Origin of the sequence: Hominenteromicrobium mulieris (assembly GCF_046197855.1) — a bacterium.
GTDB classification, from domain to species: domain Bacteria; phylum Bacillota; class Clostridia; order Oscillospirales; family Acutalibacteraceae; genus Hominenteromicrobium; species Hominenteromicrobium mulieris.
In genome coordinates, this window is record NZ_CP173188.1 from 2,449,598 (window position 1) to 2,475,361 (window position 25,764).

General features: G+C 48.6%; 28 protein-coding genes and 5 pseudogenes. 5 read left to right on the forward strand and 28 right to left on the reverse strand.

All coding sequences use genetic code 11. From position 1 onward, the window contains the following. Nucleotides 1-70: 70 nt before the first annotated feature. The 9 genes and pseudogenes from ACI0CA_RS12170 to ACI0CA_RS12210 form a co-directional block, all read right to left on the reverse strand. Nucleotides 71-837: pseudogene (locus ACI0CA_RS12170) on the reverse strand (class I SAM-dependent methyltransferase). A gap of 50 nt (nt 838-887) precedes the next feature. Then, nucleotides 888-2,807, reverse strand: coding sequence for a tetracycline resistance ribosomal protection protein Tet(W) (gene tet(W), locus ACI0CA_RS12175; RefSeq protein ID WP_002586627.1), 1,920 nt, complete (start codon nt 2,805-2,807; stop codon nt 888-890). Between the two features lie 652 nt (nt 2,808-3,459). Beyond that, nucleotides 3,460-3,588, reverse strand: a pseudogene (locus ACI0CA_RS12180) (Maff2 family mobile element protein); the annotation flags it as partial. 95 nt (nt 3,589-3,683) lie between these two features. After that, nucleotides 3,684-4,580, reverse strand: a pseudogene (locus ACI0CA_RS12185) (VirD4-like conjugal transfer protein, CD1115 family); the annotation flags it as partial. Nucleotides 4,581-4,666: 86 nt separating this feature from the next. Further along, complete coding sequence (locus ACI0CA_RS12190) at nt 4,667-5,032, reverse strand: hypothetical protein (protein ID WP_343284645.1); 366 nt, start codon at nt 5,030-5,032, stop codon at nt 4,667-4,669. Nucleotides 5,033-5,109: 77 nt separating this feature from the next. Beyond that, on the reverse strand, nt 5,110-5,304 hold the full coding sequence (locus ACI0CA_RS12195) for a transposon-encoded TnpW family protein (RefSeq protein WP_262524842.1): 195 nt from the start codon (nt 5,302-5,304) through the stop codon (nt 5,110-5,112). A 43-nt stretch (nt 5,305-5,347) separates the two neighbouring features. After that, nucleotides 5,348-6,211: an ATP-binding protein gene (locus tag ACI0CA_RS12200; RefSeq protein WP_343284644.1), complete on the reverse strand. Its 864-nt coding sequence runs from the start codon at nt 6,209-6,211 to the stop codon at nt 5,348-5,350. Then, nucleotides 6,208-6,940, reverse strand: a pseudogene (locus tag ACI0CA_RS12205) (phage replisome organizer N-terminal domain-containing protein). Before ACI0CA_RS12205 ends, ACI0CA_RS12200 begins: the two are co-directional and overlap by 4 nt. A gap of 113 nt (nt 6,941-7,053) precedes the next feature. Continuing rightward, entirely contained in the window at nt 7,054-7,452 is a 399-nt protein-coding gene (locus ACI0CA_RS12210) for a cysteine-rich VLP domain-containing protein (RefSeq protein ID WP_308450142.1), read from the reverse strand. 126 nt (nt 7,453-7,578) lie between these two features. On the opposite strand from ACI0CA_RS12210, the gene ACI0CA_RS12215 reads away from it, so the two are divergent. Both ACI0CA_RS12215 and ACI0CA_RS12220 read left to right on the forward strand, forming a co-directional pair. Beyond that, entirely contained in the window at nt 7,579-7,857 is a 279-nt protein-coding gene (locus tag ACI0CA_RS12215; RefSeq protein ID WP_005924829.1) for a type II toxin-antitoxin system RelB/DinJ family antitoxin, read from the forward strand. Continuing rightward, nucleotides 7,854-8,144 carry a type II toxin-antitoxin system YafQ family toxin gene (locus ACI0CA_RS12220; protein ID WP_002596328.1) on the forward strand — a complete coding sequence of 97 codons (291 nt, stop codon included), beginning with the start codon at nt 7,854-7,856 and terminating at the stop codon, nt 8,142-8,144. Before ACI0CA_RS12215 ends, ACI0CA_RS12220 begins: the two co-directional genes overlap by 4 nt. Nucleotides 8,145-8,221: 77 nt before the next feature. Here the strand turns inward: ACI0CA_RS12220 and mobQ are convergent, their stop codons facing one another. The 8 genes from mobQ to ACI0CA_RS12260 all read right to left on the reverse strand — a co-directional run bounded on the left by mobQ (nt 8,222) and on the right by ACI0CA_RS12260 (nt 14,825). Further along, nucleotides 8,222-9,667, reverse strand: coding sequence for a MobQ family relaxase (mobQ, locus tag ACI0CA_RS12225; RefSeq protein ID WP_395507295.1), 1,446 nt, complete (start codon nt 9,665-9,667; stop codon nt 8,222-8,224). Nucleotides 9,668-9,854: 187 nt separating this feature from the next. Continuing rightward, the gene (locus ACI0CA_RS12230; protein ID WP_343284642.1) at nt 9,855-10,145 is read right to left on the reverse strand and encodes a DUF3847 domain-containing protein; all 291 of its coding nucleotides are present in this window, start codon (nt 10,143-10,145) and stop codon (nt 9,855-9,857) included. A 28-nt stretch (nt 10,146-10,173) separates the two neighbouring features. After that, nucleotides 10,174-10,635 carry an RNA polymerase sigma factor gene (locus ACI0CA_RS12235; RefSeq protein ID WP_343284641.1) on the reverse strand — a complete coding sequence of 154 codons (462 nt, stop codon included), beginning with the start codon at nt 10,633-10,635 and terminating at the stop codon, nt 10,174-10,176. 10 nt (nt 10,636-10,645) lie between these two features. Beyond that, nucleotides 10,646-11,098 (reverse strand): RNA polymerase subunit sigma-24, encoded by a 453-nt coding sequence (locus ACI0CA_RS12240; protein WP_343284640.1) that lies wholly within the window; start codon nt 11,096-11,098, stop codon nt 10,646-10,648. 103 nt (nt 11,099-11,201) lie between these two features. Further along, on the reverse strand, nt 11,202-11,615 hold the full coding sequence (locus ACI0CA_RS12245) for an RNA polymerase sigma factor (protein WP_062808220.1): 414 nt from the start codon (nt 11,613-11,615) through the stop codon (nt 11,202-11,204). A 475-nt stretch (nt 11,616-12,090) separates the two neighbouring features. Continuing rightward, on the reverse strand, nt 12,091-12,492 hold the full coding sequence (locus ACI0CA_RS12250; protein ID WP_148456275.1) for a hypothetical protein: 402 nt from the start codon (nt 12,490-12,492) through the stop codon (nt 12,091-12,093). 232 nt (nt 12,493-12,724) lie between these two features. Next, a complete protein-coding gene (locus ACI0CA_RS12255; protein ID WP_308450133.1) occupies nt 12,725-14,176 on the reverse strand; it encodes a sensor histidine kinase in 1,452 nt (483 codons plus the stop codon). Then, entirely contained in the window at nt 14,160-14,825 is a 666-nt protein-coding gene (locus ACI0CA_RS12260; RefSeq protein ID WP_117456766.1) for a response regulator transcription factor, read from the reverse strand. The genes ACI0CA_RS12255 and ACI0CA_RS12260 overlap by 17 nt, the downstream gene beginning before the upstream one ends. A gap of 204 nt (nt 14,826-15,029) precedes the next feature. On the opposite strand from ACI0CA_RS12260, the gene ACI0CA_RS12265 reads away from it, so the two are divergent. Beyond that, nucleotides 15,030-15,398, forward strand: coding sequence for a helix-turn-helix transcriptional regulator (locus ACI0CA_RS12265; RefSeq protein WP_021650277.1), 369 nt, complete (start codon nt 15,030-15,032; stop codon nt 15,396-15,398). A 27-nt stretch (nt 15,399-15,425) separates the two neighbouring features. Here ACI0CA_RS12265 and ACI0CA_RS12270 read toward each other — a convergent pair whose 3' ends face one another. The 8 genes and pseudogenes from ACI0CA_RS12270 to ACI0CA_RS12305 form a co-directional block, all read right to left on the reverse strand. Next, nucleotides 15,426-15,725, reverse strand: coding sequence for a hypothetical protein (locus ACI0CA_RS12270; protein ID WP_308450134.1), 300 nt, complete (start codon nt 15,723-15,725; stop codon nt 15,426-15,428). Nucleotides 15,726-15,741: 16 nt separating this feature from the next. Then, nucleotides 15,742-16,095, reverse strand: a complete 354-nt coding sequence (locus tag ACI0CA_RS12275; protein ID WP_308450135.1) for a TnpV protein — start codon at nt 16,093-16,095, stop codon at nt 15,742-15,744. A 26-nt stretch (nt 16,096-16,121) separates the two neighbouring features. Continuing rightward, nucleotides 16,122-18,002 carry a recombinase family protein gene (locus ACI0CA_RS12280; protein WP_343284639.1) on the reverse strand — a complete coding sequence of 627 codons (1,881 nt, stop codon included), beginning with the start codon at nt 18,000-18,002 and terminating at the stop codon, nt 16,122-16,124. A 90-nt stretch (nt 18,003-18,092) separates the two neighbouring features. Next, a pseudogene (locus tag ACI0CA_RS12285) lies at nt 18,093-19,046 on the reverse strand (type IV secretory system conjugative DNA transfer family protein); the annotation flags it as partial. Then, on the reverse strand, nt 19,033-19,455 hold the full coding sequence (locus tag ACI0CA_RS12290; protein WP_349201448.1) for a PcfB family protein: 423 nt from the start codon (nt 19,453-19,455) through the stop codon (nt 19,033-19,035). The gene ACI0CA_RS12290 and the pseudogene ACI0CA_RS12285, both read right to left, overlap by 14 nt. A 100-nt stretch (nt 19,456-19,555) precedes the next feature. Further along, nucleotides 19,556-20,269: an antirestriction protein ArdA gene (locus tag ACI0CA_RS12295; RefSeq protein WP_308448866.1), complete on the reverse strand. Its 714-nt coding sequence runs from the start codon at nt 20,267-20,269 to the stop codon at nt 19,556-19,558. Next, on the reverse strand, nt 20,269-20,610 hold the full coding sequence (locus ACI0CA_RS12300) for a DUF7768 domain-containing protein (protein WP_308448867.1): 342 nt from the start codon (nt 20,608-20,610) through the stop codon (nt 20,269-20,271). Before ACI0CA_RS12300 ends, ACI0CA_RS12295 begins: the two co-directional genes overlap by 1 nt. 283 nt (nt 20,611-20,893) lie before the next feature. Further along, complete coding sequence (locus tag ACI0CA_RS12305) at nt 20,894-22,342, reverse strand: ParB/RepB/Spo0J family partition protein (RefSeq protein WP_308448868.1); 1,449 nt, start codon at nt 22,340-22,342, stop codon at nt 20,894-20,896. Nucleotides 22,343-22,568: 226 nt separating this feature from the next. On the opposite strand from ACI0CA_RS12305, the gene ACI0CA_RS12310 reads away from it, so the two are divergent. Both ACI0CA_RS12310 and ACI0CA_RS12315 read left to right on the forward strand, forming a co-directional pair. Then, entirely contained in the window at nt 22,569-23,198 is a 630-nt protein-coding gene (locus ACI0CA_RS12310; protein ID WP_308448869.1) for a DUF4143 domain-containing protein, read from the forward strand. Between the two features lie 441 nt (nt 23,199-23,639). Next, a complete protein-coding gene (locus tag ACI0CA_RS12315) occupies nt 23,640-23,861 on the forward strand; it encodes a hypothetical protein (RefSeq protein WP_308448870.1) in 222 nt (73 codons plus the stop codon). Between the two features lie 99 nt (nt 23,862-23,960). Here the strand turns inward: ACI0CA_RS12315 and ACI0CA_RS12320 are convergent, their stop codons facing one another. The 3 genes from ACI0CA_RS12320 to ACI0CA_RS12330 form a co-directional block, all read right to left on the reverse strand. After that, nucleotides 23,961-24,176 (reverse strand): DUF3791 domain-containing protein, encoded by a 216-nt coding sequence (locus ACI0CA_RS12320; RefSeq protein WP_308448871.1) that lies wholly within the window; start codon nt 24,174-24,176, stop codon nt 23,961-23,963. Between the two features lie 147 nt (nt 24,177-24,323). After that, nucleotides 24,324-24,638, reverse strand: a complete 315-nt coding sequence (locus ACI0CA_RS12325; RefSeq protein WP_177713606.1) for a hypothetical protein — start codon at nt 24,636-24,638, stop codon at nt 24,324-24,326. 229 nt (nt 24,639-24,867) lie between these two features. Then, nucleotides 24,868-25,593, reverse strand: a complete 726-nt coding sequence (locus tag ACI0CA_RS12330; protein WP_308448872.1) for a hypothetical protein — start codon at nt 25,591-25,593, stop codon at nt 24,868-24,870. Between the last annotated feature and the right edge of the window lie 171 nt (nt 25,594-25,764).

The window sequence follows — 25,764 nt, forward strand, 5'->3', positions numbered from 1 at the left end:
GCATATGCGCCGTTCATCTTGACCGTTGACTGGCTCGGCTGGGTTTGCTATTTACCCGACAAACTTGAATTTATTTTAAGCTATCACGTTTTACCTTCTTAAGCCTTACTATCATTACCATAGGAATTTCTTTGTTGGTTTTAAAACATTCTTCATAAAATCCATCAATGACAAATCCAGCTCTAAAACAAAGGTTAAAAATATCTTGTATGGAACGATGATAATAAATCTGCTCTTTCGGTTGCCCTTCAATCGCTATATCATAGTAACTGTGCGGTGTCATATATTTTTCAGTCAACGTGACAAAACAAGGGTGTTGCGTTGCAAAGACAAAAATTCCGCTTTCCTGCAACAGTTCATAAACAGCCATAAGAAGTGGTTCAATATCCGTAATATCCATAATTGCCATATTAGAAACTGCTTTCGTAAAGGCTCGATTTCTTTTTAATTCTAATATACTTTTCTATCGGTCGCATCCGCCACACAAAATTCAATTTGTTTTGCATATTGTGATTGCCGTCTTTTAGCCAATTCTATCATTTTTTTGCTGTAATCAAAAGCGACAACCGAAGCGCCTCTTTGTGCAAGATACGAAGAATAATTTCCATTGCCACACGCAATATCCAAAATGTAATCCGCAGGATTAGGAGATAGAAGTTCCGTTACTTTGGGACGCACTACCTCTCTGTGAAATTCATTAGATTCGTCACCCATTGCATTATCCCAAAATTGTGCGTTCTCCTCCCAGATTTTTTTACTTTCCTCTGTTCCCATGTTCTCTCCCACTCCCCAAATTTGCTTTTTTGCTTCCATTAAATCTTCCTTACTATATTCCATTGTTACCCTCCATAACTTCTGATTGTTGCCGTCTTGACGATTATGTATCTTTACATTACCTTCTGAAACATATGGCGCACCTTGTCCAGGCGGCTGTTTGGACGGCGGGGCTGGATGACCGGCTGACCGACAGCGGCCTGATATCCTTTCAGCTCTGTAAGGCATACGCTCCGCCCGTTGGTGTAAAAGGCCAGATCAGTACGGTATGCCTGTATACAGCGGGCGGGAATCTCGCCAGTAAAGACAACTTCATCCTTTTTTACCTGGGCCGTTTCGATGGTGGCACAGTATTTCGGTGCATCATGATAAGCCCTGGAAAGGTATTCCTGGGGCGCATAGAGGATGAAGGAGAGATAAGGTTCCAGCAGCTGCGTCCCCGATTCCTTCAATGCCTGTTCCAATACAATCGGGGCCAATGAGCGGAAGTCCGCCGGCGTGCTGACCGGACTGTAATAAAGCCCGTATTCAAAGCAAATCTTACAGTCCGTTACGTTCCAGCCGAACAAGCCCTGCTCCAGCCCGTAACGGATACCATCCCTGACAGCGTTTTGAAAACTCTGGTTCAAGTATCCCAGCGAAACCCGGCTCTCGTATTGTACACCGGAGCCAAGCGAGAGTGGTGTAACAGACAGTCCTATGGATGCCCAAAACGGGTTGGGCGGCACCTCGATATGGATGGTGTGGCTGGCTGCTTTGAGCGGCCGCTCCATATAAATGACGGAGGGTTCCTTTACCACTGTTTCAAGCTTGTATTTTTCCGACAGCAAAGCGGAAACAACCTCCAACTGCACCCGGCCCAAAAAAGAAAGAATGATCTCATGGGTGATGGAATCCACTTCGCAACGCAAAAGCGGGTCAGTATCCGCAAGTTGCGTAAGAGCGTCCAGCAGCCGTTCTCTTTGCGCTGCCGTTTTCGGCGCAATCGTCGTCCGCAGCATGGGGAGGGGGTCCTCGCGCCACCTTTTACGAGGGAGCCGGGTTTGGTCCCCTAATACATCGTTTAACCTCACGCTGTCGCTGGGAAGGATAACAATTTCACCCTGATAAGCGGTGTCTGTCCGAACAATTTCCCCTTTGGATGGAATACGCATCTCTGTGATTTTCAGCTTTTCTCTCCCGGCCAGGGCCACCGTATCCCGCAGGCGCAGCGTTCCGCTGTATAACCGTAGATAGACACGCCGCTGGCCGCAATCGGTGTACTCAACCTTGAAAACGCTGCCGCATAGGGCGGCGCCCCCCTGTTCCCCAATCGGTTGGAACAGCCCTGTCACCGCATCCATCAACGGTTGAATGCCAAGGCCATTTTTGGCGCTGCCATGATAGACTGGGAACAGGGAGGCGTCTTGAACCCGCTGCTGTTCCTCCCGCGCAAGTTTTTCCCGGCTGATTGGTTCTCCTGCGATATACTTTTCCAATAATTCATCGTTATTTTCGATGACCGCATCCCATGCTTCTATGTCGGTATTTTCCTCCAGGACTATTTCCGGGGACAGCGACACCGTCTGCTTGATGATAATATCGGCGGAGAGCTTATCCCGAACAGACTGAACCACGCTCTGCAAATCAACGCCAGCCTGGTCGATCTTGTTGATAAAGATAACGGTGGGAATGTTCATTTTCCGCAGGGCATGGAACAGAATACGGGTCTGGGCCTGCACGCCATCTTTAGCGGAGATCACCAAGATGGCCCCATCTAAAACAGCCAAAGAGCGGTACACCTCCGCCAAAAAATCCATGTGGCCGGGCGTATCCACAATGTTAACTTTACATCTGTGCCACTGGAAGGAAGTGACTGCCGCTTGAATGGTAATCCCACGCTGCCGCTCCAAAAACATGGTGTCCGTCCTCGTTGTCCCTTTTTCGACGCTCCCCGGTTCTGAAATGGCTCCGCTGGCATATAGCAGGCTCTCCGTCAAGGTCGTCTTTCCAGCGTCTACATGGGCAAGAATTCCAATATTGATTATTTTCATGTGATTGTCCTCCCTTTACAGCCCCAAAGGGCATAAAAATCCCCAGCAGTAAAATACTTTTACCACTGGGGATTATAAGTTGCGGACATACACATATACAGCATACACCTGTTTGTGATTGCTGTTTTTGGGGATATGTCAAAATTGATAAGGCAAAAGTATTCTTAAATTGGGTACAAAAAACTAAGCCCCTACAAAAGGAGCTATCATAATCCTTTGTTCCCACTATTTGATTATAGTTTTATTTAAGAATACCTTGCCGCATATTTTTTACTCCTTTTCTGGATTAAATCATTGTATCACATCAGTTTTAGGAAAGCAAGTACCTAAAAGAAATTTTTCTTCCCCTTATATGTAACAATCATACCGGCTTCCTAGCGTTCAGAATGTTTTCTGCTGTCTGCTGTGGTGTTTGGTTGGAATTGTCCAACCAAAAGCCGATCCGTGGTGTTGTCTGCATTTTACTAAATACAAATTCAATGTATACAGAAAGATATAAGGAGTGGGAGGGATTCCGCCGTAGTTGGCATTGTAGGAAAATCCAAAAGTTTAGATTTTCCCACAATGCTTATCTTTTGGTCTTTGGTTCGGAATAGTGTAGTGCTGGCGGTCTATCTCTTGTTTTCGGTTGCTTGCTTCCTTACCGTACATGAGCATTTGCGCCGGGGTTATCGTTGCCGTAGCCCTCCAGCAGATTAACCACGCCCCACACGCCAAGGCCAGCACCGAGAGCAATAACGAGGGTCTGTAAAGTGTCGATTGCAGATGAGAAAAATGCCATATAAGCCTCCATTTCTCCGGGATTTTCCCGGTAACAAAAAAGCCGCCCTTGCAGGCGGCAGGTTACAAACTTCGGGACACTTTGTCTCGAAGCGTTTATGCAAAGGCGTCTGGATCGTCGATGTCATCATAGTTGAGGATGTCCTCGTCCTCTTCTGTGAGTGCATCGTCCGGCACAGTCACCTCATACATCGTACACGCCTCGTTCAGACCGGGCCGCCTGCGGCGGTTAATGAGCCTGTCAAGGTCAAAAGCGTTTTTCTGTTTATCGGCCTCCGCCGTAAAGCGATAATTGGGGTGCTGTTTCAAATCATACTTTTTGGAATAGAACGGCGGCAGCCCCCGGAGCTGCAAAATGCACCGATCTCCGGGCATGGTGGCGAGTTCACTTGGGGTCATCAGCTCCCGCCCCAGCCGTTGGGTGTTCTGACTGTAACTTTCAGACTGGCCCCGTGAGCGCCCCTCGGTCTGCATGGAGATGGTGGCCTTGCCCAGCCAGTTCTCGGAAATTTCCTTGATGGTGCTGGCCTCACGGCCACCGAGGAACAGCACGCTGTCCATGTTGCCAAGGATGGTTTCAGTGTTCTTATCGTAAATGGCCTTGCATTGAGCAAGCTGCTGATACAGCAGGCACAGGCTGATCTCCCGTGAGCGGATGACCGCCACCAGCTTTTCCAAAGTCGGCACCTGTCCGGTGTTGGCCGCCTCGTCCCACAGCACCCTCACATGATAGGGCAGCCGCCCGCCGTGAACATTGTCCGCCCGTTCGCACAGGAGATTGAACATCTGCGAAAAGGCCAGCGCCACAAGGAAATTGTAGGTACTGTCGGTATCGCTGATACAGAAAAAAGTAGCTGTGCGTCGATCTCCCATGCGGTCAAGCTCCAGTTCGTCATAGGACATGATCTCCCGGAGCTGGGGAATATCAAAGGGAGCAAGCCGCGCACCGCAGGAAATTAAAATGCTTTTTGCCGTCTTGCCAGAGACAAATTGTCAAGGACTTTTTAATCAAATTCACAAAAAATCTACAAAAAAGGTGCCAGAAGCACCGTATGGCTCCTGACACCTTGTTTGATAGATTACATTTTTCCGTTCAGCAGGTCTTTGCAGAGATACGCATAGTCTGGCAGCTGGTTGATATATGGCTCCCAGCACCGCTTGATTTCGGCCAATTCCAGCGGATCGGCTGCTTCCAGTGCATGATCGTTGCCTGTCATATATAAAACATCCGTAGCAACATCATCCAAACACCTGCCGCAGAGATCGGCGGCTGATTCGATTCTGATACCGGTATCCACATAGACTGGATTGACGCCAATCGCCAGCCAGACATAGCCTACCTTGTCCGACCAGAGCAGTTCAAAATCAGGGCTTTGCCGCAGATGTTCCGTAAAGACCTCCTTTACTCGTTCAATTTCATGCTTCTCTTTTTCTGTGTAAAGCATTTTCGTGTCCTCCTTGACAAAAATTTTGGTGCGTACCATCATCAGTTTAGCACAAGGCGGCTTCGTTTATCAGTCTGTCACATCTGCTGAATTTCATTTTTGAGCATACGCTTGATTTTATCGCTCATGGTTTCTGTGCTGGTATTGCTGAAATGGACATGAACCTTGTAGGTTGTCTTGCCGATTTTCTTTACCATCGCTGGCGTGTTTTCCGGCGCTCTGGACGCAGCAGCGGCGTCTGCCACCTGCATAGTACGGGGTTCTCTGTTCATGGCGCTCCTTTCTCCGAACGGGTCTGTGCCGCCCGGTAAAAAATCAGTCGTGCTTACTGTTTACAATGTCTTTTGCTGTCTGTCGGGTAGCACCGGCATTTTCTTCCCGGAAATTCTTCCCGTCAAAAAGAATCGGCGCACACCGTTCCAGAATACGGTCATAGATACGGGCGTGGGCCAGATCAGGCGGGTTTTTCAACTCGACTAGTTTCAAGTTTGTTGTGATAATCATGGGCCTGCGGCTGCGGTAGCGGCTGTCAATGACGAAAAACATCTGCTCCATAGCATATTCGGTACTGCGCTCTACTCCCAGATCGTCAATGATAAGCAGGTCATACTCGTCAAAGCTGGCAATAAACTCCGACCTGTCCTCAGAGAACATCCCGGTCAGGCGGTTCAGAATGGTGGGGAAGTTCGTCATCAGCACCGGCACATCCTGGTCAAGCAAAGCGTTGGCAATACATCCGGCGAAGAAAGATTTGCCGGTTCCCACATCTCCAAACAGCAAAAGCCCGATATTGCTCTTATATGCCTCCTTCCAGTTCTCCACATAGGCGCGGGCCTTGTCCATCAATGGGTTTTCGCCGTTGTCGTTGGCAAAGGTGTAGTCATAGAGATAGCGGTCTTGCAAGCCCTGTGCCTTTCGGCGTTTGATACGCTCCATGCGGCGCTGCCGTTCTTCAGCAGCCTTGCGCTGCTCCTCAGCCTCCCGCTGGCACTGGCAGATGCAGCGCGGCATAAAGTAGCCGGATTTCCCAAAGCATGGCACAACGGTCTGCCTCTGGCCGCCGCATTTCTTACAGTGAATGAGGCCGTCTGCCGGGTCTATGTACTCGTCCCCGGCCAGTTCCACACCGGCGGCTGCCTTGTCGATCAGCGCCCGGATTTCTGCGGTAATCTCAATCATACGGTTTCATCCTCCTTTACGCTGTAATCCCGGTTGCGGGTGGGCGAGGCTGCTTTCTTCGCGTCCTCACCGGCCCAGCGCCGGATGGTCGCTGCATGGCTCTGATAACGCTTGCCGGTAGAAGCCATGTACTCGGACAGTTTTTCGATGTACTGTTCCCATACAGCAGGAAAGCTGGCCTGCAAGTCTGCCAGTTCTTCATCCGTCAGGAAAACATTCTGGTAACGGCCATATGTGGGCGGGGTGTCCCTTCTCTATCTCTCTCTTTATCTCTATCTCTTTCTCTAACTCTATCTCTATCTCTGGTGGACGAATGTCGGACAAATGTCCGCCGTTTGTCCGGGGCGCAGAAAGAGCCTTATTTTGAAGCCTTGCAGCCCGCTTTCGCTCGGCCTCGGTAGAGGACTGGCCTATTAAAAGTTCGATGTTGCTCATGTAGAATGTGCTGCTCTCCAGCACTTCCACAAGACCCAGCTTCAAAAAGATCTGCAAGGCTCTCTCCACAGTGCCGATCTGCTGGCGGGTAATGGTGGCGATCATCTGCGCCGTGTAAGGAATGTCCTCGTCAAGTTGAAGCCGTCCACCATGTTTCAGCGATTTCAGATACAGCTTGAGCAGAATGTTGGAATACAGCACACCATCCTGCATACTTTCCAGCAGCACGATGGAATCATCGTCAAAATAGTTTTCTTTGAGTTTCAGGTAATAATATTTTCGGTTGTCTGACATAGGGTTCCTCCTTGGGGTTTCTCTTGGGATTCTGTACGCATTTTAAGGCCGTTTTAGGGGTCGGAGGATAAATCTATCAGCCTGCCTTTGACACCCTCGAAAAAAGCCTTGATTTACAATGGTTTTTCAGCCCCTAAAGCGTGACATTTCTCCCGTTGTTTCCGCTTGCGCTTTGCGGCGTTGATCCGCTTCATGCGTGCGGCACATTCCGGGCAGTATTTGGCCCTGTTAGAACCGGGGGTAAACAGCGCCCTACATACGGCGCAACGCTTGGCGTCCAGGCGGTGGAACAGGGCCGTTTCCAGTTCCCTATCCAGCGGTAGCACCGCCGCCCGGAACCACCGGCATAACAGGGAATAGGAAATGGACTGGACACAGACACATTCCTCCCCATCGTCCAGGGCGATACAGTTTCCGTCGATGTAGTTACAGCACTCATGCACCAGCCTCCGCACTCTGCGGTACTGGCGGTAATCCATGACGGAGATAGGTTCAGACTTATTGTTCTTCATAAATGATTTCTTTCATAAAGTCGGTAACCTCCTTAAATGAATTTATTGTTAAATGTTCGTGCAAAGTATTGTTTTCTTCGTGCAAATAGCATATACTATAATTACCAGCAGAAAGGGGTTGATCGTATGGCTGGAAATACCACAAACATCAGTATCCGCATGGACGCAGATTTGAAAGCGCAGGCGGACGCACTGTTTACTGAACTTGGCATGAACCTGACTACGGCGTTTAACATCTTTGTGCGCCAGTCGCTTCGTGAAGGCGGCATTCCCTTTGAAGTAAGGCTGGAACAGCCGAACAAAGAAACGGTTGCTGCCATGCTGGAAGCGGAAAGGATTGCAAAAGACCCGTCTGTAAAGGGCTACAATGACCTTGACGAGTTATTTGCTGACCTGAAAAGATGAAAGAAACCAAATATACCGTCAAGTACACGACCAGTTTCAAAAAAGACTACAAACGAGCCATCAAGCGTGGCTTGAAGATCGAACTGCTGGAGCAGGTCGTAGCATTGCTGGCAATGGGCGAACCGCTGCCGGATAAGAACCGTGACCATGACCTGTCTGGCGATTGGGCAGGCCATCGAGAATGTCACATTCTCCCGGACTGGCTGCTTGTCTACCGCATAGAAGATGATGTTCTGGTGCTGACGCTGGCCCGCACCGGCACACACAGCGACTTGTTCGGCAAATAAACAGTCTGCCGCCGTATGGGGAAACCTGTACGGCGGTTTTTCTGTGTGCAAAAGTATGTCGTGAAACGTGGTAGCCCTTACCGCTCCGGCTCCCGGTCGTGAGACTTGTCCCGTTCCTGTCTGGACAGCTGCTCGGCGGTTTTGCGGAGCCGTTCCACTGCTTTCAAATCCTCCCGCATGGATTTCATGGCAAGCGTGTCCGTCTGCTTTCCAGCGGCCAGCTGGTCAATTTCCAGCTGCCATGCCTTTGGGGTGATTGCCTCGCCGCTGTCTTTCAGTTCTTTCAGATACCGGGCCGCTGCGTCATACAGGATCAGTTCCCGGCTGTGGCGCTGTTCAAACTGTTCCCGTTTTTCCGGCTTTACTTTGGCAAGCTGCTTGTGGATGGACTTGTACTGGTTGTACTGTTCCCACATCTCCCCGCGCTCGGTAAGGGTAGTGATCCGGCGCTCGGCCTTGACGATCTTTCCGCGCAGGTCATAGTAACAGCTGTTCATATCAGCGATTTTTTCATGAAGCTGCTGCATAGACTGGATGCCGTTTGCCTGCAAAAAGCTGAATAGTGCAGCGCTTTCCTGCAAAGCCCGGATTTTGCCGGTGCGGGTGTGGGGAGCGTTCAACTGCTGCTGAGCCTCCCACAAAGCTGTCAAGCTGCTTTGCTGTGTTTGTGGTTTTTCCGTTTCGGCTTTCGACCAGCGATAAAGACGGGTAATGCGGGCTTTAATTTCTTTCAGCAGTTTGTTGTCGGCGGCAATCTGTCGGTTTACTTCCCCCTTGTCGGTGCGGATACCGCGATTTTCCATTTGGCTGGCAGCTGGCCCCAGATGGACAGAGGGGATTTTATCAATTCCCTGCCGCTTGTAACTGCGGTGGTCAATGCGCTCCGGTCTGCCGGCAGATTCCAGCGCCCGGTTGGTGCAGGCCGCCCACGCTGCCCTCCAAATCTCCACATTCCCTTTATCGTTCCAGTTGGTCGTATCCTCCCGATGATTTTTCCAGCCGCCTTTCCCATCCGGGATACGCTGCCCGTTCTCGTCCAGATCGTATGCCTTGCGGCACTTTGCACCCCACTGTCCATTTTCTTTCAGAGGCCGGAGCGTCAGCATGATATGGACATGAGGGTTGCCGGTTCCCTTGTCATGGATAGCAAAGTCAACACACATTCCTTTGTCTACAAAGTTGTCCTTCACATAGGCGCGCACAAGGGCAAGCTGCTGTTCACCGGACAGTTCACGGGGCAGAGCTGCCTCGATCTCACGGGCAAGCTGGCTGTCCCTTGCTTTCTCGATTTGCTCCACGCTGTTCCAGAGGATAGAACGGTCTGCAAATTCCGGCGGCGCGTGGGCAGGCAGCATGATCTCCGCATGGACAATGCCGCCTTTCCGGGTGTAGTCGTGGGTCATTCCATCCCATTCATTTGTCAGCTTGGTTCCGCTGCGGTAAGCAGCTGCGGCAACGGCAGAACGGCCCGCGCTGCGCTTGATGATACTAACGGGAATATGACAAAAATCTATGGGTGGCACCTCCTTTCGGTAAGGGGTATTCAGGCTCCGTGGAGCCGGACAGACGCGAAGCGGGTGTCTGGCTGCGCAGAGCGCACAAGGGGTTTGGGGAGTGTAGCGCCCCATCGCGCTCGGAGAGCGCAACAGCCCCCGGCAGGGCGCACGACACCGGCAACGGTGTATAAGTGCGCCCTTGTAAACAAGGGACTTACGGCTTGCCCCCGGATTTCGGCAGTTTTGCGGCCAGTTCTGCCGCCCCCGGAAGATGGGACAGGGCAATCAGGAACGCTTTGACCTCTACGCCGGGAAGGTCGGGGGCCAGAGGGAAAATGCCCTCCAAAACGGCCCCACGCTCAATCAGGCGGCGGGTGCGAACCCTGCGTTCTTCGTTCCGCTGCTTGTTCTCCAAAATCTTCTTTCGGTTTTCAAGCTGCCGAATCTCCTTCAGGACTTTCTCCCGTTCTTCTTTTTGGGGGTGGGCTGTAATTTTTTCGTTCATGTCAGGCACCTCTTTTCTTTGAAAATACTCATAGATTGACCGTCCATTTCTGTCGAGCAAAGTACCGGCGCAGCCTCCGCAGTGCGGCATGGATGGATTTTCCCGCCTGTGATGGCGTGATACCCTCCATTGCGGCAATATCTTTCACTTTCATACCCAGCATATAGCGGGCGTGGACACGGCGAGCCTGCATAGGCGGCAGGGAGGAAATGGCTTCATACAATCGCCGTATCAGTTCTTCGTATTCGGCTAATTCTTCTTTTTCTATCAGGTAGTCCTCCGGCGATGGCTGCGCCCAGCCGATGGCGGCATTTTCGATTCCATCGTTACAATCAAGGGAATAAAACGCCTTATACCGGAACATCTTGCGATCTCTGGTGGCCTCGGCTCTCTTGTCCAGAAGAAACGTTTCGACGATCTCATCGGACACCTCCACAAAAATGTCCTCTTTGCAAAATGGATAATATTGTTTGAGATTGATGGTCTGCATAGGCATGCCCTCACTCTGTTTGGAAAAGGCCATCATAGCAGCGGCGCATATTCCGCAGACCCCGGCGGATGGAAACGCTGACCTTGCTGCTGTGGACGCCCTCTATCCGAGAGATTTCCGGCTGCTTGATACCAGCAATGTAGTAGGCGTGAACACGGCGGGCCTGTGTCGGAGTGGCATGAGCCAGAGCCACCGGCAGAGCTGCAATCAGGTATAGGCGGGTGGTCATTTCTTCTCGTTCCAGCAAAATATCTTCCGGCGATCTGCTGTGTTCCAGTGCGTAATTTTCCAGCCAGCTGTATGCGTCCAGAGAGTAGTAGGCGCGGTGGTAGACTTTCCGACGCTCATAGTTCTCCATCTCCCGCTTGGCCTGATACATCGCTGCCCATACCTCGTCCGTAACATCCACAAACTCGTCATGCCGGTAGTGGGGATACATCCACCGCAGATTGATTGTTTTCATAGGCTTACCTCCTGAAAATCGGAGAGGCGGGCAGCTCATCCGCTGTCCGCCCCTCGCTGAGATAAGGGAAATGATCCCTTTCACTTGGTAGCCAGAAAACAGGTCATTCGTTAAGCCTGTTCTCAAAGAAATTTATAAATTTTTTTCTGACCGCCTCCACACTTTGATACACAGCCACTTTGGAGCAACTGCACAGCACACCGATCTCTGCAAGGCTCAGTCCGTCAAGCGCATAGAGCAAGAACCGGCGGCGCTGGGCCTCGGTACAGGTGTCCAGAACAGCCATCAGCTCATGCAGTGTTTCCTTGCGGCAAAGGTATTCTTCCGGCGTTTCGCCGTAGGCTCCTACACCCTCAGTGGTAATGATGTACTCGTCAAACTCCCGGCCATCCCAATGCCGCCGCTGTTCATGGAACAGGTTCTCCGTTTTGTGATCGGCCCGGTCAAGAAATTCATAGACTTCCAGCGTGACCTCCACGGCCACAGCTTGTCCGTTATAATTGATGGTAACTTCCATCTGCCTTTCCTCCATTCAGATTTTTTCGGGAAAATCTGAATGGGGCGGCGGAGAACGGCACCGGGGATAAAGTTCGGGCCATGCTGACCCGATGTTCCGGCTCCATAGAGACAAAAAAGCGCCCGGACGGCATAAAGCCATACGAGCGTAATAGAGTATATTTTGCTGTTTAGTTACATGGTATAGTGCATACTTCTGACCGCATTGCTCCGCTGCTGGGAACAGACTTTTTTTAGCTGGTGCAGGTCATGGGGACTGTGAAAAAAGGCAAAAATAGACACGGCGGCAATCCTCCTATGTGCCGCCGTGGATTTACACGGTGTTAGGTCGTCGTTGGTTTAGCGTAGACGAAAAGAAACGGCGGCTCTGAAAATCAAAGCCGCCGCTTCAAATGGGCGTGTCGATATGGCTGCTGTACGACGGCTTTTTTTCTTTTTTCGTCGTGTGGCAGTTTCTAAATCAACATGATAGGCTGTTAGTCGGTAGTGCTGCCTACCCAATTAGGATTGAAAGTTGTCATGCACTCATCGTCCCCATTCACAGACTTAGATACGAGAAGCCCATTTTTGATGTCCTCCAGGGTCTGCTCATATTCGGCAATGTACTGGTCTGTCATTTCCTGCGTCCACTCGAAAGAGCCCTCGCTGGTTTCGGCCATTGCGTGCTCGTCGGCCATTTCCTGAAGAGTTTTCTTTTCCTGTTCCAGCCATTCCTTGTACTCGTCATAAGTCCACCACTCGTAGTTGATTGCGGGATGGCTGTTATTATAATCTTCTTCGGACATCCAGCTTGCGCCATTGTCCTCGCTGACAAAGGTCTTTCCGCTCTCCTTGTCCTTGTAGCTCATAACGCCATCGGAATCATCCGTTGTGGACACGACCGTTTTCTGCTGTGCAGAATTGGCAACAGGTGCGTTTAGCGCATGAGCTTCTGTGACCCCATGCAAGGGACTTACTGCACCCAGTCCCATCAATACCGTCAGAGCCAATGCTCCGAATTTAGCTTTTACCATTTTGCTTTGCCTCGCTTTCAAAAATTATAGCTGTCCTCTTGAGGACAGCTATAAGATAACAAAATGATTTGGATATAGTTTGCAAGGAATATGGAGTTTAGATGGAGTTGATAGCACCTCTTTCTTGCGGCATTTCAAGCCAGAACACCACACCTCTGCTTGTGTTTTGGATACCATATTTTGCGTGGTGCAGTTCCATGATTTCGCGGACGATATAAAGTCCTAAGCCTGTTCCCCCGGTATTACGATTACGGGAGGTATCCGCTCTGTAAAATGCTTCAAATAGATGGGGTATCATTTCCTCTGGAATATGGACGCCTGTATTTTCAACTTTGCAGGAAACGGTATTTTTATCGTTCGATAAGGATATATAGATTGCCTCACCATTCGGTGAGTAGCGAATGGCATTTACCAAAACATTTTGAATGGCTCGTTCCATCTGTGCCGGGTCTGCATCACACAGGATTTTGTCAGGAATATCCACGGAAAGGGAGATTTCTTTTTCAGACAGCAAATCGGTCACATCAGCTATTTGTACCCGAAGAAGCTCTGCAAAATCAATCGTCTTATATTCTGTTCTCTGTTTTCCGTCTGTTTTAGATACATAGAGCAGTTCTTTCACTAATGTTTCCATTTTTTCAACAACGGCCAGCGACCGCTCCATATACGACTCTTGATTTTCATATCCTTTGACCTTATTGAGCATCCCCATTAAATGACCTTTCAGAATTGTCAAAGGCGTTTTCAGTTCATGTGATGCCGCCGAGAAAAATTCCTGTTGCTTTTTTTCAAGTTCTCGCTCTTTTGATATTTCGGCCTCTAACTCGGAATTGCTTTTTTTCAGTTCTGCCAATGTATGCTGTAAATTATCCGACAAAGTATTTAAGCTGTCCGAGAGTATTCCTATCTCGTCTGAACGATTAGAATTTCCGTGCGGCTCAAAATTGAGCTGGGCCATTTTTTGCGATGTGCTGCTTAATTCAATAATCGGTTTTGTTATATAGCGTGAGTAAATGACAGAAAACAAGATGGACATAAAGAAGATTCCCAATATAACCAGCGGAACGGTTTGCCAAATCGCCTCTGTTGCCTGATTGACGGACACCGTATCACTTTGCACATAAAGGGTATAGTCGCTACCTAACAGGGTGAACACATAGCCTGCTTCTGTCAGTAATTCGTCACTTGTAATAATTGCGCTATCAGGATTTTCTTGAATCGTAGCAATAGAATCCTTGTCTGTTGTTATCGTCAATTTGTCACTTGAATATAAAATATCTCCATAATCATCTTCAATATAGGCAGTTGCTTTTGTCTGTGCGGTGAATTGCTGAACAAGTGAATAACATTCCTCTAAGGAACCAGCCTTTTCCAATACTGGCACTAAATCATTTGCTTGCTTTTGCAATTCTGCACTAAGTCGATTGCTATAAGTTTGGGGAATATATCTCGCCATACTGAAAACAGAAAGCAAACATACCAAAATCAAAAGAACCGTTGTCGCTAAAAAGAGCTTTGCCGTTAGGCTCGTTTTAATTTTCCTTATCAATTCTGTATCCCACCCCTCTAATTGTTTTTATATAGTCAGCATTTAACTTTTTGCGAATGTTCTTTATGTGACTATCAACGATCCGATCTTCGACCTCCAAATCGTCCGCCCACAATCGGTCAAGTAGCATTTGCCGAGTAAAGACCTTTCCCTGATTTTCAAGCATAAGCCTAAGAAGCGCAAACTCTTTGCTGGTCAAAACAACCTCGTTTCCGCCTTGATATACATGGAATCCATCAACATCCATACTCAACTCTTTATAAGTAAGCAGGGATTGATTTTGATTTTCCACAGTCCTACGGCGAAGAATAGCCGCAATCTTGCACAGCAGGATTTTGGGCGAAAAGGGCTTTGGAATGTAATCGTCAATCTGCTGTTCAAAACCCCGCAACTGGTTTTCTTCATCCGAAAGCGCAGTAAGCATAATAATAGGGACTTGTGACCTTTTGCGAATGACCTCACACACACCATAGCCGTCGATTTTAGGGAGCATGATGTCTAACAGCAAGAGGTCGATTGTATCATCAAACATTGCAATCCCCGCCACGCCGTCAGAAGCAACAGCAACTTCATATCCCGCATCAATCAGATGGTTTTTCAATATATCCTGAATGTCAATATCATCTTCGACAATTAAAATCTTCTGCATTGTCCCACCTCCAACTTTTCAAGTATAGCAGAGAAATATGTATCTATTATGGAGAACTCAAGATTTAGAAAGATTATTATAATTATAAGTTACCTCTGTGTTGCAAAGCAAGCGCGAATATGAATTATAAACTTCAATCAACCTGCATATAGCAACATTCCACGGGCGAAGTATGAATTATACAATGTAACTGGGTGATGTTATATGGCGAAAGTTGAAGATTGTCCCGGTTTTGAAACCTTCGGCGCAGATGTCAAAGCTGCACGAGAGGCAAAGCGTCTGGCACGAAAAACATTGGCAGAAATGGTTGGGATTGAATGGCGGTATCTTGCCAACATTGAGAATCAAGGTGCGATTCCGAGCCTGCCCGTGATGATCCAGTTGATTAAGGTCTGCGGACTTCCCGTAGAGCGGTATTTTAACCCGGAGATCATACGGGAAGAAAGCGAACAGCGGCAACGGGTCAGCCACAAGCTGAAGCTTTGCCCTGAAGAATACCTGCCGATTATCGAAGGTGCCATAGACGGGGCGCTCAAAATGGAACAGACTGCGAAGCAGAAGGAGGACGCATAATCGCGGCCTCCTTCTGGCGTTTCTGTATCATGTTTCCCTGCACTTTTCCAAAAGTTCCCGGCACCTCTGCTGGATTTCTCCGGTTTCTGTCGCAGTCAGGTCACGGTCATTTCCAGTAATCTTATCTTCCAGAAAGTTGGCGTATGTACCCAACAAAGCGTTCCGTAAATCCTCCGGGGTTTTCTGTATTTCTGCGCTGTACCAGTCATTCCGGTGGGGTTCCCATGCCATCAATGTATAACCATGACTGGTCTGAACCACCTCATACAGAGGGTCATCATCCAGATATGCCTGAAACACTTTCAAAACCTTTTCAAAGGTCAGCATTTCCCGCACCTCCCATTCATCTGCAAATCAGTTCCCTGATTAAAATTTCCTCAATCTGTGCCGTTAATGTGTTCATCAGCCCCACCCAGCGCATAGGGTCACAGGCTTTCAGTTCCTCCGTGACACCCGCAACTTCCATCATGTGAGGCAACATGGTTTCCACACGCCCCTGTGCTGTCCGCTCAATCTCTAACAGGTGTGGATACAGCTTCTCGCTCATCAGCAGATGGTTGTAGAGAATGGGGCGATGTTCCTTTAGGTAGGATTTTCGCATTCTGCCGTACTTGCCGATAGAAGTTTCCGGCTGTTCAGAAAGGTTTAGGTTGGGTATATCATAATCTCCACAACGAATGTAAGTCAACTTACTCATATTCATTCTCCTTTGCTCCGTGATGATTAGACTGCTGCGCTGGCTGCTATGCTGCCTTTGCGCGGTTCTTCTTTTGGTAGCTGACCGATAGTAGAAAAAACACCTTTTTTCATATCCTCAGCCCGGATCAGGGCTTTCTTAGCGTCCATTTCCGCTTTTTTCTTCGCCTTGATTTTGTCCTCATACTGTTTCTGTGCGCCGCTGGCTTTCCGCCTCAAATAATTCTGATGAAGCCTGTCCTTACGTTCTTCTTTTTTCTGCAGTTCTTCCTGCTCCTCCGTGGTTAAAGGAACCGGCCGTAAAGATGGTGGGATATAGCGCCCTAAAAAATTAAAGTAGATTTCAATTTCCTGCGTGGTGTCCTGGCTACCTTTTCGGGCGCGTTCGTGGACAAGGATTTTCTCTACAAACTCGTTGAGCATGGTGTTTGTCAGAATGTCAAAATTCTCATACTTATCAATTAGGGCTATAAATTTCTCTGCGGATTTCTGGCTCTGCTCATAGCCGGTAACAGCCTTTTCCAGCTCCGCAATTTCAATCTCAAGTGCATCCTGCTCTTTGGCATACTGTGCATCAAGCGCCTTATATCGTGCATCCGGCAGCTTGCCGAGGGCGTTGTCCTCATAGATTTTGCAAATCAGTTTTTCCAGTTCTCCGGCTCTCTTTTGGGCAGCAGCCAGACGCCTGCGCTTTTTCGATATATCGGCACTCTGTTGAGCAACCTGCGTCTCCTGAACAGTGTGAATAAATTCCGTCCGGTCATTTCTCGAATATTCAGCGATAGCCCGGAGCGTGTCGGAAACCAATGTCAGGACAGCACTCTCATTGATACGGTGTTGTGTAGGGCATAGTGTCCCACACGGAACTTTGGTATAATTGGAACAGGTATATTGAGAAATCCTCTTGCCATTGTTGGTGCGGTGGACATACATCTTGCCGCCGCAATCGGCACAATAGAGCAATCCTGTGAGGGGAGCCGCTTCGCCCCAGCCGTTTGGATAACGCCGTACATTGCTGCGGATTTTCTGCGCCAAATCAAAGGTCTGCTGGTCGATAATGGCTTCATGGGTATTCTCAAAGATCGTCCATTCGTCCTCAGAAACATAGTGGCTTTTCTTGTCCTTAAAGTGCTTGCGGGTCTTGAAATTGATGGTATGCCCTAAATACTCTCGTTTTTTCAAAATGTTCACGATGGTAGATGATCCCCATCCATAGGGGTCTTTGACCGGCTTTGAACGGTTCACACCCTCGTTGAAGCGGGCAAGGTGTACGACAGGAATTTCAATCCGGTCTGTGGATAATTTGCAGGCGATCTGGTAAGGCCCATATCCCTCCAGCGTGAGGGAGAATATACGGCGTACCACTTCGGCAGCTTCCTCATCTACCAGCCAATGCTCCCGCTTTTCGTCCCATAAGTAGCCGTAAATCACAGTGCCGGTCAGGTGCTTGCCGCTCATGCCTTTTGACTTAAACACAGAGCGAATTTTCCGGCTGGTATCACGGGCGTAAAATTCATTCATGATGTTGCGGAACGGGGTAAAATCGTCATCACCTTTCAGACTGTCTACACCGTCGTTAATGGCGATCAGCCGAACGCCTCGCTGCCGCAAAACCTCCATAACTTGACCGACTTTCAGATAGTCTCGCCCCAACCGGCTCATGTCCTTGATGACGATTGCCTCTACACGCCCTGCCTCCACTTCCTCCATCATCGCCAAAAATCCGGGGCGGTCAAAACGAGTGCCTGAGATACCATCATCGGTAAAGTGCGTAGGGTTGGGCAGCCCGTTCCGGCGGGCAAAATCCTCTAACATCTGTTTTTGGTTGGATATGGAGTTGCTCTCGCCCTGTAACTCATCGTCCCGGCTCAGGCGCTCGTACAGTGGGGTAATTTTTTCATTTCTCATGGCTGTACCTCCTGAAACAAAAATGCTCTAAGTGATTGCTTCACTAACCATGACAAAATCATGATTAAGAAGTCACTTAAAGCATATATCACCGCTTGCCAATTTGTACTTTTTATACTGTTTGACCGCGAAGCAATCCGGCTTGCGCTTTTCGAGCCCGGCAAACATATAATCCACCGCGTTCATAAAGTCCTCGTCATCCTCCTTGACCTCCATGCCGGAAATCATATCCACAAGGGTATTCATGTTCCGATCCTCGGCAGGCCCCTCGAAAATGATGTAGGCAATCAGGGCGCAGTATAAAAGCGTTTCCGATTTCGTCCAGAATGGATCGCCTTCCTTGCCTTCGCCCTTTGTGTTGGAAATCAGGGCATCCACGAATTTCAGAATATCGGCCTCGTTGCGGATATACGCCAGCGGGTTATAGTGCATGGATTTTGAAAAATCTATGCTGTTGAATACCTTGATTTTGTACCCGCGTTTTTGCAGGAAAGCTCCGACCTGTCCCAGCACACCGCCTTTGGGATCGACCACCACATAAGAGGAATGGGCCTGTAAAAGCTGGGGCGTAAGCCAGAAGCGGGTTTTGCCGGAGCCGGATGAGCCGATAATACAGCAATTCAGGTTTCGGGCATTTGCGGGGATTTTAGGGCGGGTGTTCATCGTGAGAAACTCCGTCCCGGTCAAAATCATGTTGTTTTCAAACTTCGGATCAACAAACGGTTTGATGTCTTTTTCCGTTCCCCACCGAGCGCTGCCGTATTCTGCATCCCGCCGAAACTTCTTAGCGTTCTTGCTTTTGAAATAGATCAGCAGCCGGAAACCAACTGCGCCTACAATACCAACAAGCCAATCCAGCGGGGCAAGACCGGGTGCAAAGTCAGCAAAGGCCGGGCCAATCGTCTGGCCCAGCCCGATGAGCTTATGTGCAAAATCGTTACCCGCTGCCAGCCGGTAGGCCGTTCCCAGCTTGAGGAACGCCCACAGGATGAACAGATAGGGAATGTTCGGAATGAGATATTTTCTGATCTTATCTGTCCTCATGGGCCACCTCCTTTGCACGTTCTTTCTGCTTCGGCTTTTCTTTGGAAAGCTGATCTGCCGCCTGTTGCAGTTGTTCCCGGATGGGAACACGGTTCGATTTTGCTTTGTTTAACACCTTCCGGGAATACTCAGAAAAGCAGGCGGTCATTGCGTCTGCCTGTCCAGCCTTGAAAAACAGCAGGTATTTGTCCGGCCCGGTTTTATAGAACGCATAGTCTACATTCCATTTCCGGGCCACGCGGTCAAAGGACTTGGCATCCCCGGATAGCTCAATGCTGTTGGTGGCTGTACCGTGGGCCATGAGCTTTCGCACACTTTGTTTTCCATGCGGTACTTGCCGCCCACGGTATGCCTTGCGGATCTTCCGGCCCACCATGCCCAGCACATACGCCAGTCCCCGCGCCGTCAGCTTGGTTGTTTTTACGGATATGGCTATCGTGCGCCGGGAAATATCTTCATCAATCAGTTACACCGCCTCCTTCCTTGGGACAATTTGTCTCGAAGTGCCATCACCGATCCCCACGGTCTTTTTTCTGCATTTGACGGTAGCCCTCCAAAGAAGAACCGTCTATGATTTCCTGATAAACGGCCATTTGCTCCCGGATAGAGAGCTTCGGGAAAGAGAATACCTTATGCTCCTTGGGAATATCCTGCAAGCCGTGATACACTTCCACGAAATGATCGCTTTCTTTGACAACATAGCCGCCCGGGGCAAAATGGCCGTTTTCGTGGATGCAGGCATCCCGGCCATACGCCTCATAATCGAAATACGGTTTTACCTGATCCGGCACATCCAACATTTCCAGATCGTCCACATAAATACGCCCCAGCGTTTCCTCATCGGATACGCCGGGGTAAAAGCCGTAACAGTCCAGATTTTGTGTCAGATTGATGATGTCCCGCACCGAAGAACAGTGATCGCCGCTGTCGAGGACGGCCTCCAGTGTTTCCAGCTCCGATGAGGTAAGCTCGGAAAGCAGGCAGGCCAGATGATTAAGCTCGTCCAGATTTTCATACTCGCTCAAATGGTCATAGAGCCCCAGCACATCCCCATCGAAAGAGGTAATAAAAATTTCCTGATAGCAGACTCCATCCACGCCGATCCGTTTCAAGAGAGCCTCCACCTCCTGGGCGGTTGTGGGAAATTTCAGTGTTTCACCCACAAGCTGGCCCTCGCTGTACTTTCCGGCGTTGGTAACGTAGGCTTCAAACAGGGTTGCCATTAGCGGCGGCCCTGTCCCTTGACGGACAGGATGCCCTCAAGGGTTGTTGCCGTAATTCCCAGCCGCTGGGCCACGGCAATATCATTTTTCATGGCTTCGGTCATACTGTGCCCGCAAACAACCAGCACATGAGAACGGCGGAGCAGGTCACGGCTCATGTCGATGCCGCTTTTATGCTCCTCGGGAACAGCATCATTGAGAAACAGGGGCAAGTACAGGGTCGGGCAAATAGGAGAAAAGCCTGCCTCATACACGGTGCGGCAATACTGCGCCGCCAGTTCTGCGTTTTCGCTATCGCCGCCGAGCCATGCAGCGGTGATATAAGCAAGGGGTCGTTTCATCGTTCATACCTCCGATATTTTAATAAGAAAGTTCAACCCAAACCCCACGCCCTTTCCCAGTCTTGGGAAAGGGGGCGGCTCTGGAGGATATACCCCCGCCGCTTGCCGGGGAAATAGCACAGCCGGGGCAGACCGTCAAGGGCGAGCCGCCGAAAACGGCGGTGCGCTGCACCCTTGACGGCCCACTCCCGACTGTACTAAAAAACAGGCGGCGACGGGGGATATATACCACCAGAGCCTCTGCGCGAGGGCGGGGCCCTCGGGACAAAGTGTCTCGAAGTTGTTACTTGTCAAGTTCCTGCTTTTTCGGGGCTTTTGCCAGCTCCGGCGGCTTTTTTTCTTTCCAGTCATCCAGCAGGGACATAATCTGTTCTTTCATTTTGGCGGGAGTGACCTCCTTGCCAAAATACTTTTCCAGTTCCGCAGTAGAAATAATCACGCCTCGATCCTCCTTTTTCTGTTCTGATAAGATACCGTCAATGACATCGCCGTTAAGCTTGCCTTCCTTATCCAGCTTCCGGAGCCGTTTAGCCTGGGCCAGCGAGGGCGAAGCCTGCTCCCCGTCAATGGAAACAGCAATAAGCCTCTGATTTTTCGGTTTGATATAAGAAAGCTCCACGGCAGGCATGAAGCCCATCTTTTTATCGTCTACCTTATCCAGAAGCTCCGGCACAAGGGAGTTGAGCCGCAAGTAGCGCATGACCTTTTTATAGTTCATTTCATGCGCCTCGCCTACAATCTCAACCGAGCGTTTCCCGACATCGCCTTCCGCAACACCTTTCAGCCGCCCGCCCTGATGCTTGATGTCCTCAACCTCGAGTTCCAGCAGCGCGGCCAATTCGCTGGGGAGCATCCCGTCACGCTGCTTGTTGCTGTCCTTCATGGCCTGTACCGCTTCGTGGTCGGTCATTTCACGGACGATAAAGGGCATTTCCTCCAGCCCCGCCAGTTCACTGCCGTGGGTACGGCGATGGCCCGCTACAATTTCATAGCCGTTTCCATCTTTCTCCGGGCGGGCAAGACCGGGAACCATTACACCGTTTACGCGGATAGAAGCAACGATTTCCTGCATCTTCGCATCGTCCCGTACCTTAAAGGGGTGCGGACGAAATGTGTGAAACGGATGAACCTCGGAAAGTTTCAGATAAACCAGCTTGCCTTCCTCAACCGGGCGGGGCGGTGTGGTCGGCTCGGGAGCCGTCTGTTCCGCAGCAGCAGTTTCCTTCGGTGCCGTATCCTGTACGGGCTTAATGGGCTCCTTGGCATCCGGGGCCTTTCCGTCACTTCGGGACACTTTGTCTCGTTTGGACGGCTTGGGCTTGTCAGGGGCCGCCTTATCCGCCTTGGGTGGGCGGCCCTTGCGGGCCCCAGCCGATTTATCCGCTTTCTGATTTTCAGTCGCAGCCTTTTCCGCTTTCGGCGGACGGCCACGGCGCGGCTTTTTCGGTTCCTCCGTATTGGCGGGCTGCGGTGTTTCTCCGGGGGCTGCCGCCTCTGGCGTTTCGGGGGTTTCCGCCTTTTCGACTTCGGCGCGGGCGTTCTGCCTCTTTTCCGCCATAAGTTCATTGATTTTGTCAAAGGACACAACTACATCGTCGGACTCAGGTATGGCAGGCCCGGTCTGTTCCTGCTGGGGCTCAGACGCTGCGGCCTGTTCGGGTGTGGTGATAGGCCCGGCGGCCTCCGGGGAAGTATTCACCGCAGGGCCAGTATTCAATTTTTCATCGGCCATTTACGATCCTCCTTTTCATTAAAGTTGCACAAATTTGAACGCTAAAATTTTGTAGTTATTTTTGTGCCTCCTTTCCGTCTATCCACGCAAAAAAGCCGCCCGTTTTTCATGCCGGACGGCTTTTTGCGTAATGTGATAGATCAAATATTATTTTTTCTGATTTGTAGGCTCCGAAAAGCCTTGTATTTACAGTGTTCCTAATAGGAGGTAATCATATGAAGACGACATGGTGAAATACGCGGAAAAGAAAGACAAGTCCCGCATCAAGGAGTGCTTCCAGTCCATCCCCCGTCAGTTAGCCAAGGAAAATAAGAAATTCCAGTATTCTGTTGTCCGAAAAGGCTCCACAGCTGCAAAATATGCCGGGAGCCTGCAATGGATCGAGGATGCGGGAATCATCTCCCGCTGCTATAACCTCTCCATTACCGAACTGCCGCTAGACGGCAACGCTGAAGAGGACACTTTCAAGGTATATATGCGCGATATGGGTCTGTTCGTCAGTATGCTGGAAGACGGCACGCAGTATGACATTCTGCAGGGTAATCTTTTCGGCTACAAAGGTGCCATCTTTGAAAACCTGATTGCCGATATTTTTACAAAGATGGGACGGAAGCTCTATTATTTTCACAAGGATTCCGGCTTGGAAGTAGATTTTGTAATCCGCTACAAAGGCGAGTGTACGCTCGTGGAAGTAAAAGCGGCGACCGGCAACATCAAGAGTACAAAAACGATTTTGAATCATCCGGAAAAATATCACGTCAGCAGCGCCATCAAGCTTGGAGACTATAATGTTGGTCGCATGGGGCAAGTTCTGACGCTTCCATTGTATATGGCATTTCTGCTGAGGGCACTGTAATAACTTTCTTTTCATTTAATTTAATATTGGCTGATTTCAGAAAAAATTGCTTATCGCGCAGAGATTCGTATTATAGCAATCGAATACATCTGTATATCTTCCATCGAAAAAGGGTTCGCGCAAATTCTAATTTTTTGACAAAGGCACATTCTCCAATACTTGCCACATACAACAGAATAGATTTGCAAATAAAACAGTCAACGCCTATGCAGATAACTACATAGCCGAGGGATTTTCACTATGAAAGCCCCTCGGCTTTTTTATGTCAGAATGTAGGTGAAACATATACCATATATCCCGCCGAAAGTGGTGGCAAACACCTATAAAGCCCTCGCCGTCAGTATCGGGTTATGGGATAAATGCTGAAAACATAAAAACTTTGTTTTTATTTGTTATCCGGTACAAGTAAGCTCCCATATACTTGCACCGCGAGGTGGTAATTTGGCGCACAGAGAATTTATCTATATCGGTAAACCGCTTCCAAAATTGGATGAAAAGGAGCATGCCGCTTTCTTTCTGAACTTGCAGAAAGGCATTCTTCTCTCCCTAAAGCAGCGAAATCTGCTGACACCCGCTCAATACCAAGAGTGTTTAGCCGAACTGGGAAAAAGAGAAAGCAAAAATCAAATTCGGAATACCATAAAACAGAAACATTCATTGTGAAAGAAAATTTCACCGATTTTTACACAAATATTAAATTGCCATTGGGAATCGGAGCGTGACACCGATAATAGACTCACAACTTGGTATATTATGAATCTATTATGCTGTGATCACGGCATTTCGGGACTTCAGATAGATATCAATATCGTGGTTGATATACTGATAGCCCGTTGTGTGAAGAACATCGTAAAACTCGTTCAAGTAGTCAAATACGCCATACTGGCGAAACAATTCTGCCGTCTGTTTGCCCGTCAGAGACTTATATGCTTTATAGTTTTCGAGGCAAAACACCGAAAAAGCAGCTTCTTTGCTCATGCTTGCTCCTCCTTACACATCGGGAAATTCAATTTTCCCCGTTTTTTCTTCCTGCTTAAAAAGCAGATACAGCATACCCGTACTGAATCGTTCTCGCCGCCGGTACCATTCAAAAGCATAAATTTTTAAAATATTAACATGTAAATTTCAAAATTGTGGACCTCTATAATAAGCTGATTCTTCTATTCTGGATCTTTCAAATGCATCGTATTCCTCTGGATCAAACCCTTGAAATTCGAAATACTCTTTAACACTGTTGTATGGTAATTTCTGACCCAATTCAGTCATAATTTCTAAATAGCAAAGAATCATATTATTGGCAGCAACTGCTGAAAAATGAGGATCTTCTTTTGAATCCATCAAAATTTCTTGTATAAACTGCATCAAATACACATCGAAAAAATCCAAAATATAAAGAAGTTTATCTTTATTTATAGTAATTTTTTCTTTACGGTCCCACATAAATTACAGCCCCACATTCTTCACATACTTGTTTTTCTAATCCAACATTCATACCATAAAACACACACATTACACTTCCTGGTAGTAGAAAATCGTTGGCTACACCTACTCCTGTCAAATCATCTGCCAATAACAATGCTGTGGATTCATAACAATGTCCTACCCACCTGCGCACAGGAAGTTAGTACAACGACTATAAAGATAGCAAACATCGATATACTGAGTCGATTTATTTTAAGATTCCCTTCAATGCAGAGATTTGTTGCGATTTTCGCCCATTCTTTTGCCAATAAATGACAATCGTAAGCATTATCAAGAAACACATGATAATCAAAACAATTATTGTGGGTGTCTCGCTACTGTATTGCGCAGTACAATCGTATAATATCGTCTCTCTCCCCGTGTTGTCTATTTTTACCATCTGGGTATATTTGTACCCTGATAATAACTCGAGTATTGGTCTGCCTTTTTGAATTTTGTAAGTTACGCCAGAAATCTCGCATGTTGTTTTGTGCTCTAACTTTTGAATACTCGTTTCGTTTGTTGCTCTGTCAGGGTTAACCGCTATGCACGAAACCAATTCTCCATCTTGCATAACAGTCAGTAAAGAATCACCTCGCACAAAGTAAATTTGAATGTCGTCTCCGCACCACTGTACATAATAATTGCCATATGTTTGAAATTCAAATGCCTTTAAAATTTTTCCGCTTGTGTCACAGACTGCTATTTTCTGTGAGCTAAATGCCAATAGAATTTGATTTGCAACGTCAAAACTTACGATTTTTCCCATATTCTCCGTTGGCTCAATCTCCCGAAAAGAAATAGAATCATAAAACTCTTTTGCATCGGAATCAGAATAATAATCCCCAGAAAGCGCAGCCTCCGCTGGCATGCATAAAAGCGAAAAGGTCACAGTCATCAATAGAAATACTAGAACTTTGCTTATTCTTTTCATAGTCACACTCCTTTTATGACTTTATCTTATCCAGCAATTTAAATATATTAAACACAAACACATTATTTGTATCGCTCCAACCAGTGTGAATTTCTCCACCTGCACCCGTTCCTATACCTATGAAGCTGCCTAATCCATTATAAAAGCGATGCTTTTGTCCCGGAACAGGGA

Excerpts from the sequence above, each read along its gene's own strand:
- ACI0CA_RS12265 (WP_021650277.1), top strand. The coding sequence starts at position 15,030 with ATGGCGAAAGTTGAAGATTGTCCCGGTTTTGAAACCTTCGGCGCAGAT.
- ACI0CA_RS12240 (WP_343284640.1), bottom strand. The coding sequence starts at position 11,098 with ATGAAAACAATCAATCTGCGGTGGATGTATCCCCACTACCGGCATGAC.
- ACI0CA_RS12330 (WP_308448872.1), bottom strand. The coding sequence starts at position 25,593 with ATGAAAAGAATAAGCAAAGTTCTAGTATTTCTATTGATGACTGTGACC.
- ACI0CA_RS12200 (WP_343284644.1), bottom strand. The coding sequence starts at position 6,211 with ATGATTGAGATTACCGCAGAAATCCGGGCGCTGATCGACAAGGCAGCC.
- ACI0CA_RS12325 (WP_177713606.1), bottom strand. The coding sequence starts at position 24,638 with ATGTGGGACCGTAAAGAAAAAATTACTATAAATAAAGATAAACTTCTT.
- ACI0CA_RS12300 (WP_308448867.1), bottom strand. The coding sequence starts at position 20,610 with ATGAAACGACCCCTTGCTTATATCACCGCTGCATGGCTCGGCGGCGAT.
- ACI0CA_RS12215 (WP_005924829.1), top strand. The coding sequence starts at position 7,579 with ATGGCTGGAAATACCACAAACATCAGTATCCGCATGGACGCAGATTTG.
- ACI0CA_RS12235 (WP_343284641.1), bottom strand. The coding sequence starts at position 10,635 with ATGCAGACCATCAATCTCAAACAATATTATCCATTTTGCAAAGAGGAC.
- ACI0CA_RS12275 (WP_308450135.1), bottom strand. The coding sequence starts at position 16,095 with ATGAGTAAGTTGACTTACATTCGTTGTGGAGATTATGATATACCCAAC.
- ACI0CA_RS12270 (WP_308450134.1), bottom strand. The coding sequence starts at position 15,725 with ATGCTGACCTTTGAAAAGGTTTTGAAAGTGTTTCAGGCATATCTGGAT.
- ACI0CA_RS12310 (WP_308448869.1), top strand. The coding sequence starts at position 22,569 with ATGGTGAAATACGCGGAAAAGAAAGACAAGTCCCGCATCAAGGAGTGC.
- ACI0CA_RS12260 (WP_117456766.1), bottom strand. The coding sequence starts at position 14,825 with ATGCAGAAGATTTTAATTGTCGAAGATGATATTGACATTCAGGATATA.
- ACI0CA_RS12295 (WP_308448866.1), bottom strand. The coding sequence starts at position 20,269 with ATGGCAACCCTGTTTGAAGCCTACGTTACCAACGCCGGAAAGTACAGC.
- ACI0CA_RS12220 (WP_002596328.1), top strand. The coding sequence starts at position 7,854 with ATGAAAGAAACCAAATATACCGTCAAGTACACGACCAGTTTCAAAAAA.
- ACI0CA_RS12210 (WP_308450142.1), bottom strand. The coding sequence starts at position 7,452 with ATGAAGAACAATAAGTCTGAACCTATCTCCGTCATGGATTACCGCCAG.
- ACI0CA_RS12230 (WP_343284642.1), bottom strand. The coding sequence starts at position 10,145 with ATGAACGAAAAAATTACAGCCCACCCCCAAAAAGAAGAACGGGAGAAA.
- ACI0CA_RS12305 (WP_308448868.1), bottom strand. The coding sequence starts at position 22,342 with ATGGCCGATGAAAAATTGAATACTGGCCCTGCGGTGAATACTTCCCCG.
- ACI0CA_RS12280 (WP_343284639.1), bottom strand. The coding sequence starts at position 18,002 with ATGAGAAATGAAAAAATTACCCCACTGTACGAGCGCCTGAGCCGGGAC.
- ACI0CA_RS12320 (WP_308448871.1), bottom strand. The coding sequence starts at position 24,176 with ATGAGCAAAGAAGCTGCTTTTTCGGTGTTTTGCCTCGAAAACTATAAA.
- ACI0CA_RS12195 (WP_262524842.1), bottom strand. The coding sequence starts at position 5,304 with ATGAACAGAGAACCCCGTACTATGCAGGTGGCAGACGCCGCTGCTGCG.
- ACI0CA_RS12190 (WP_343284645.1), bottom strand. The coding sequence starts at position 5,032 with ATGCTTTACACAGAAAAAGAGAAGCATGAAATTGAACGAGTAAAGGAG.
- ACI0CA_RS12245 (WP_062808220.1), bottom strand. The coding sequence starts at position 11,615 with ATGGAAGTTACCATCAATTATAACGGACAAGCTGTGGCCGTGGAGGTC.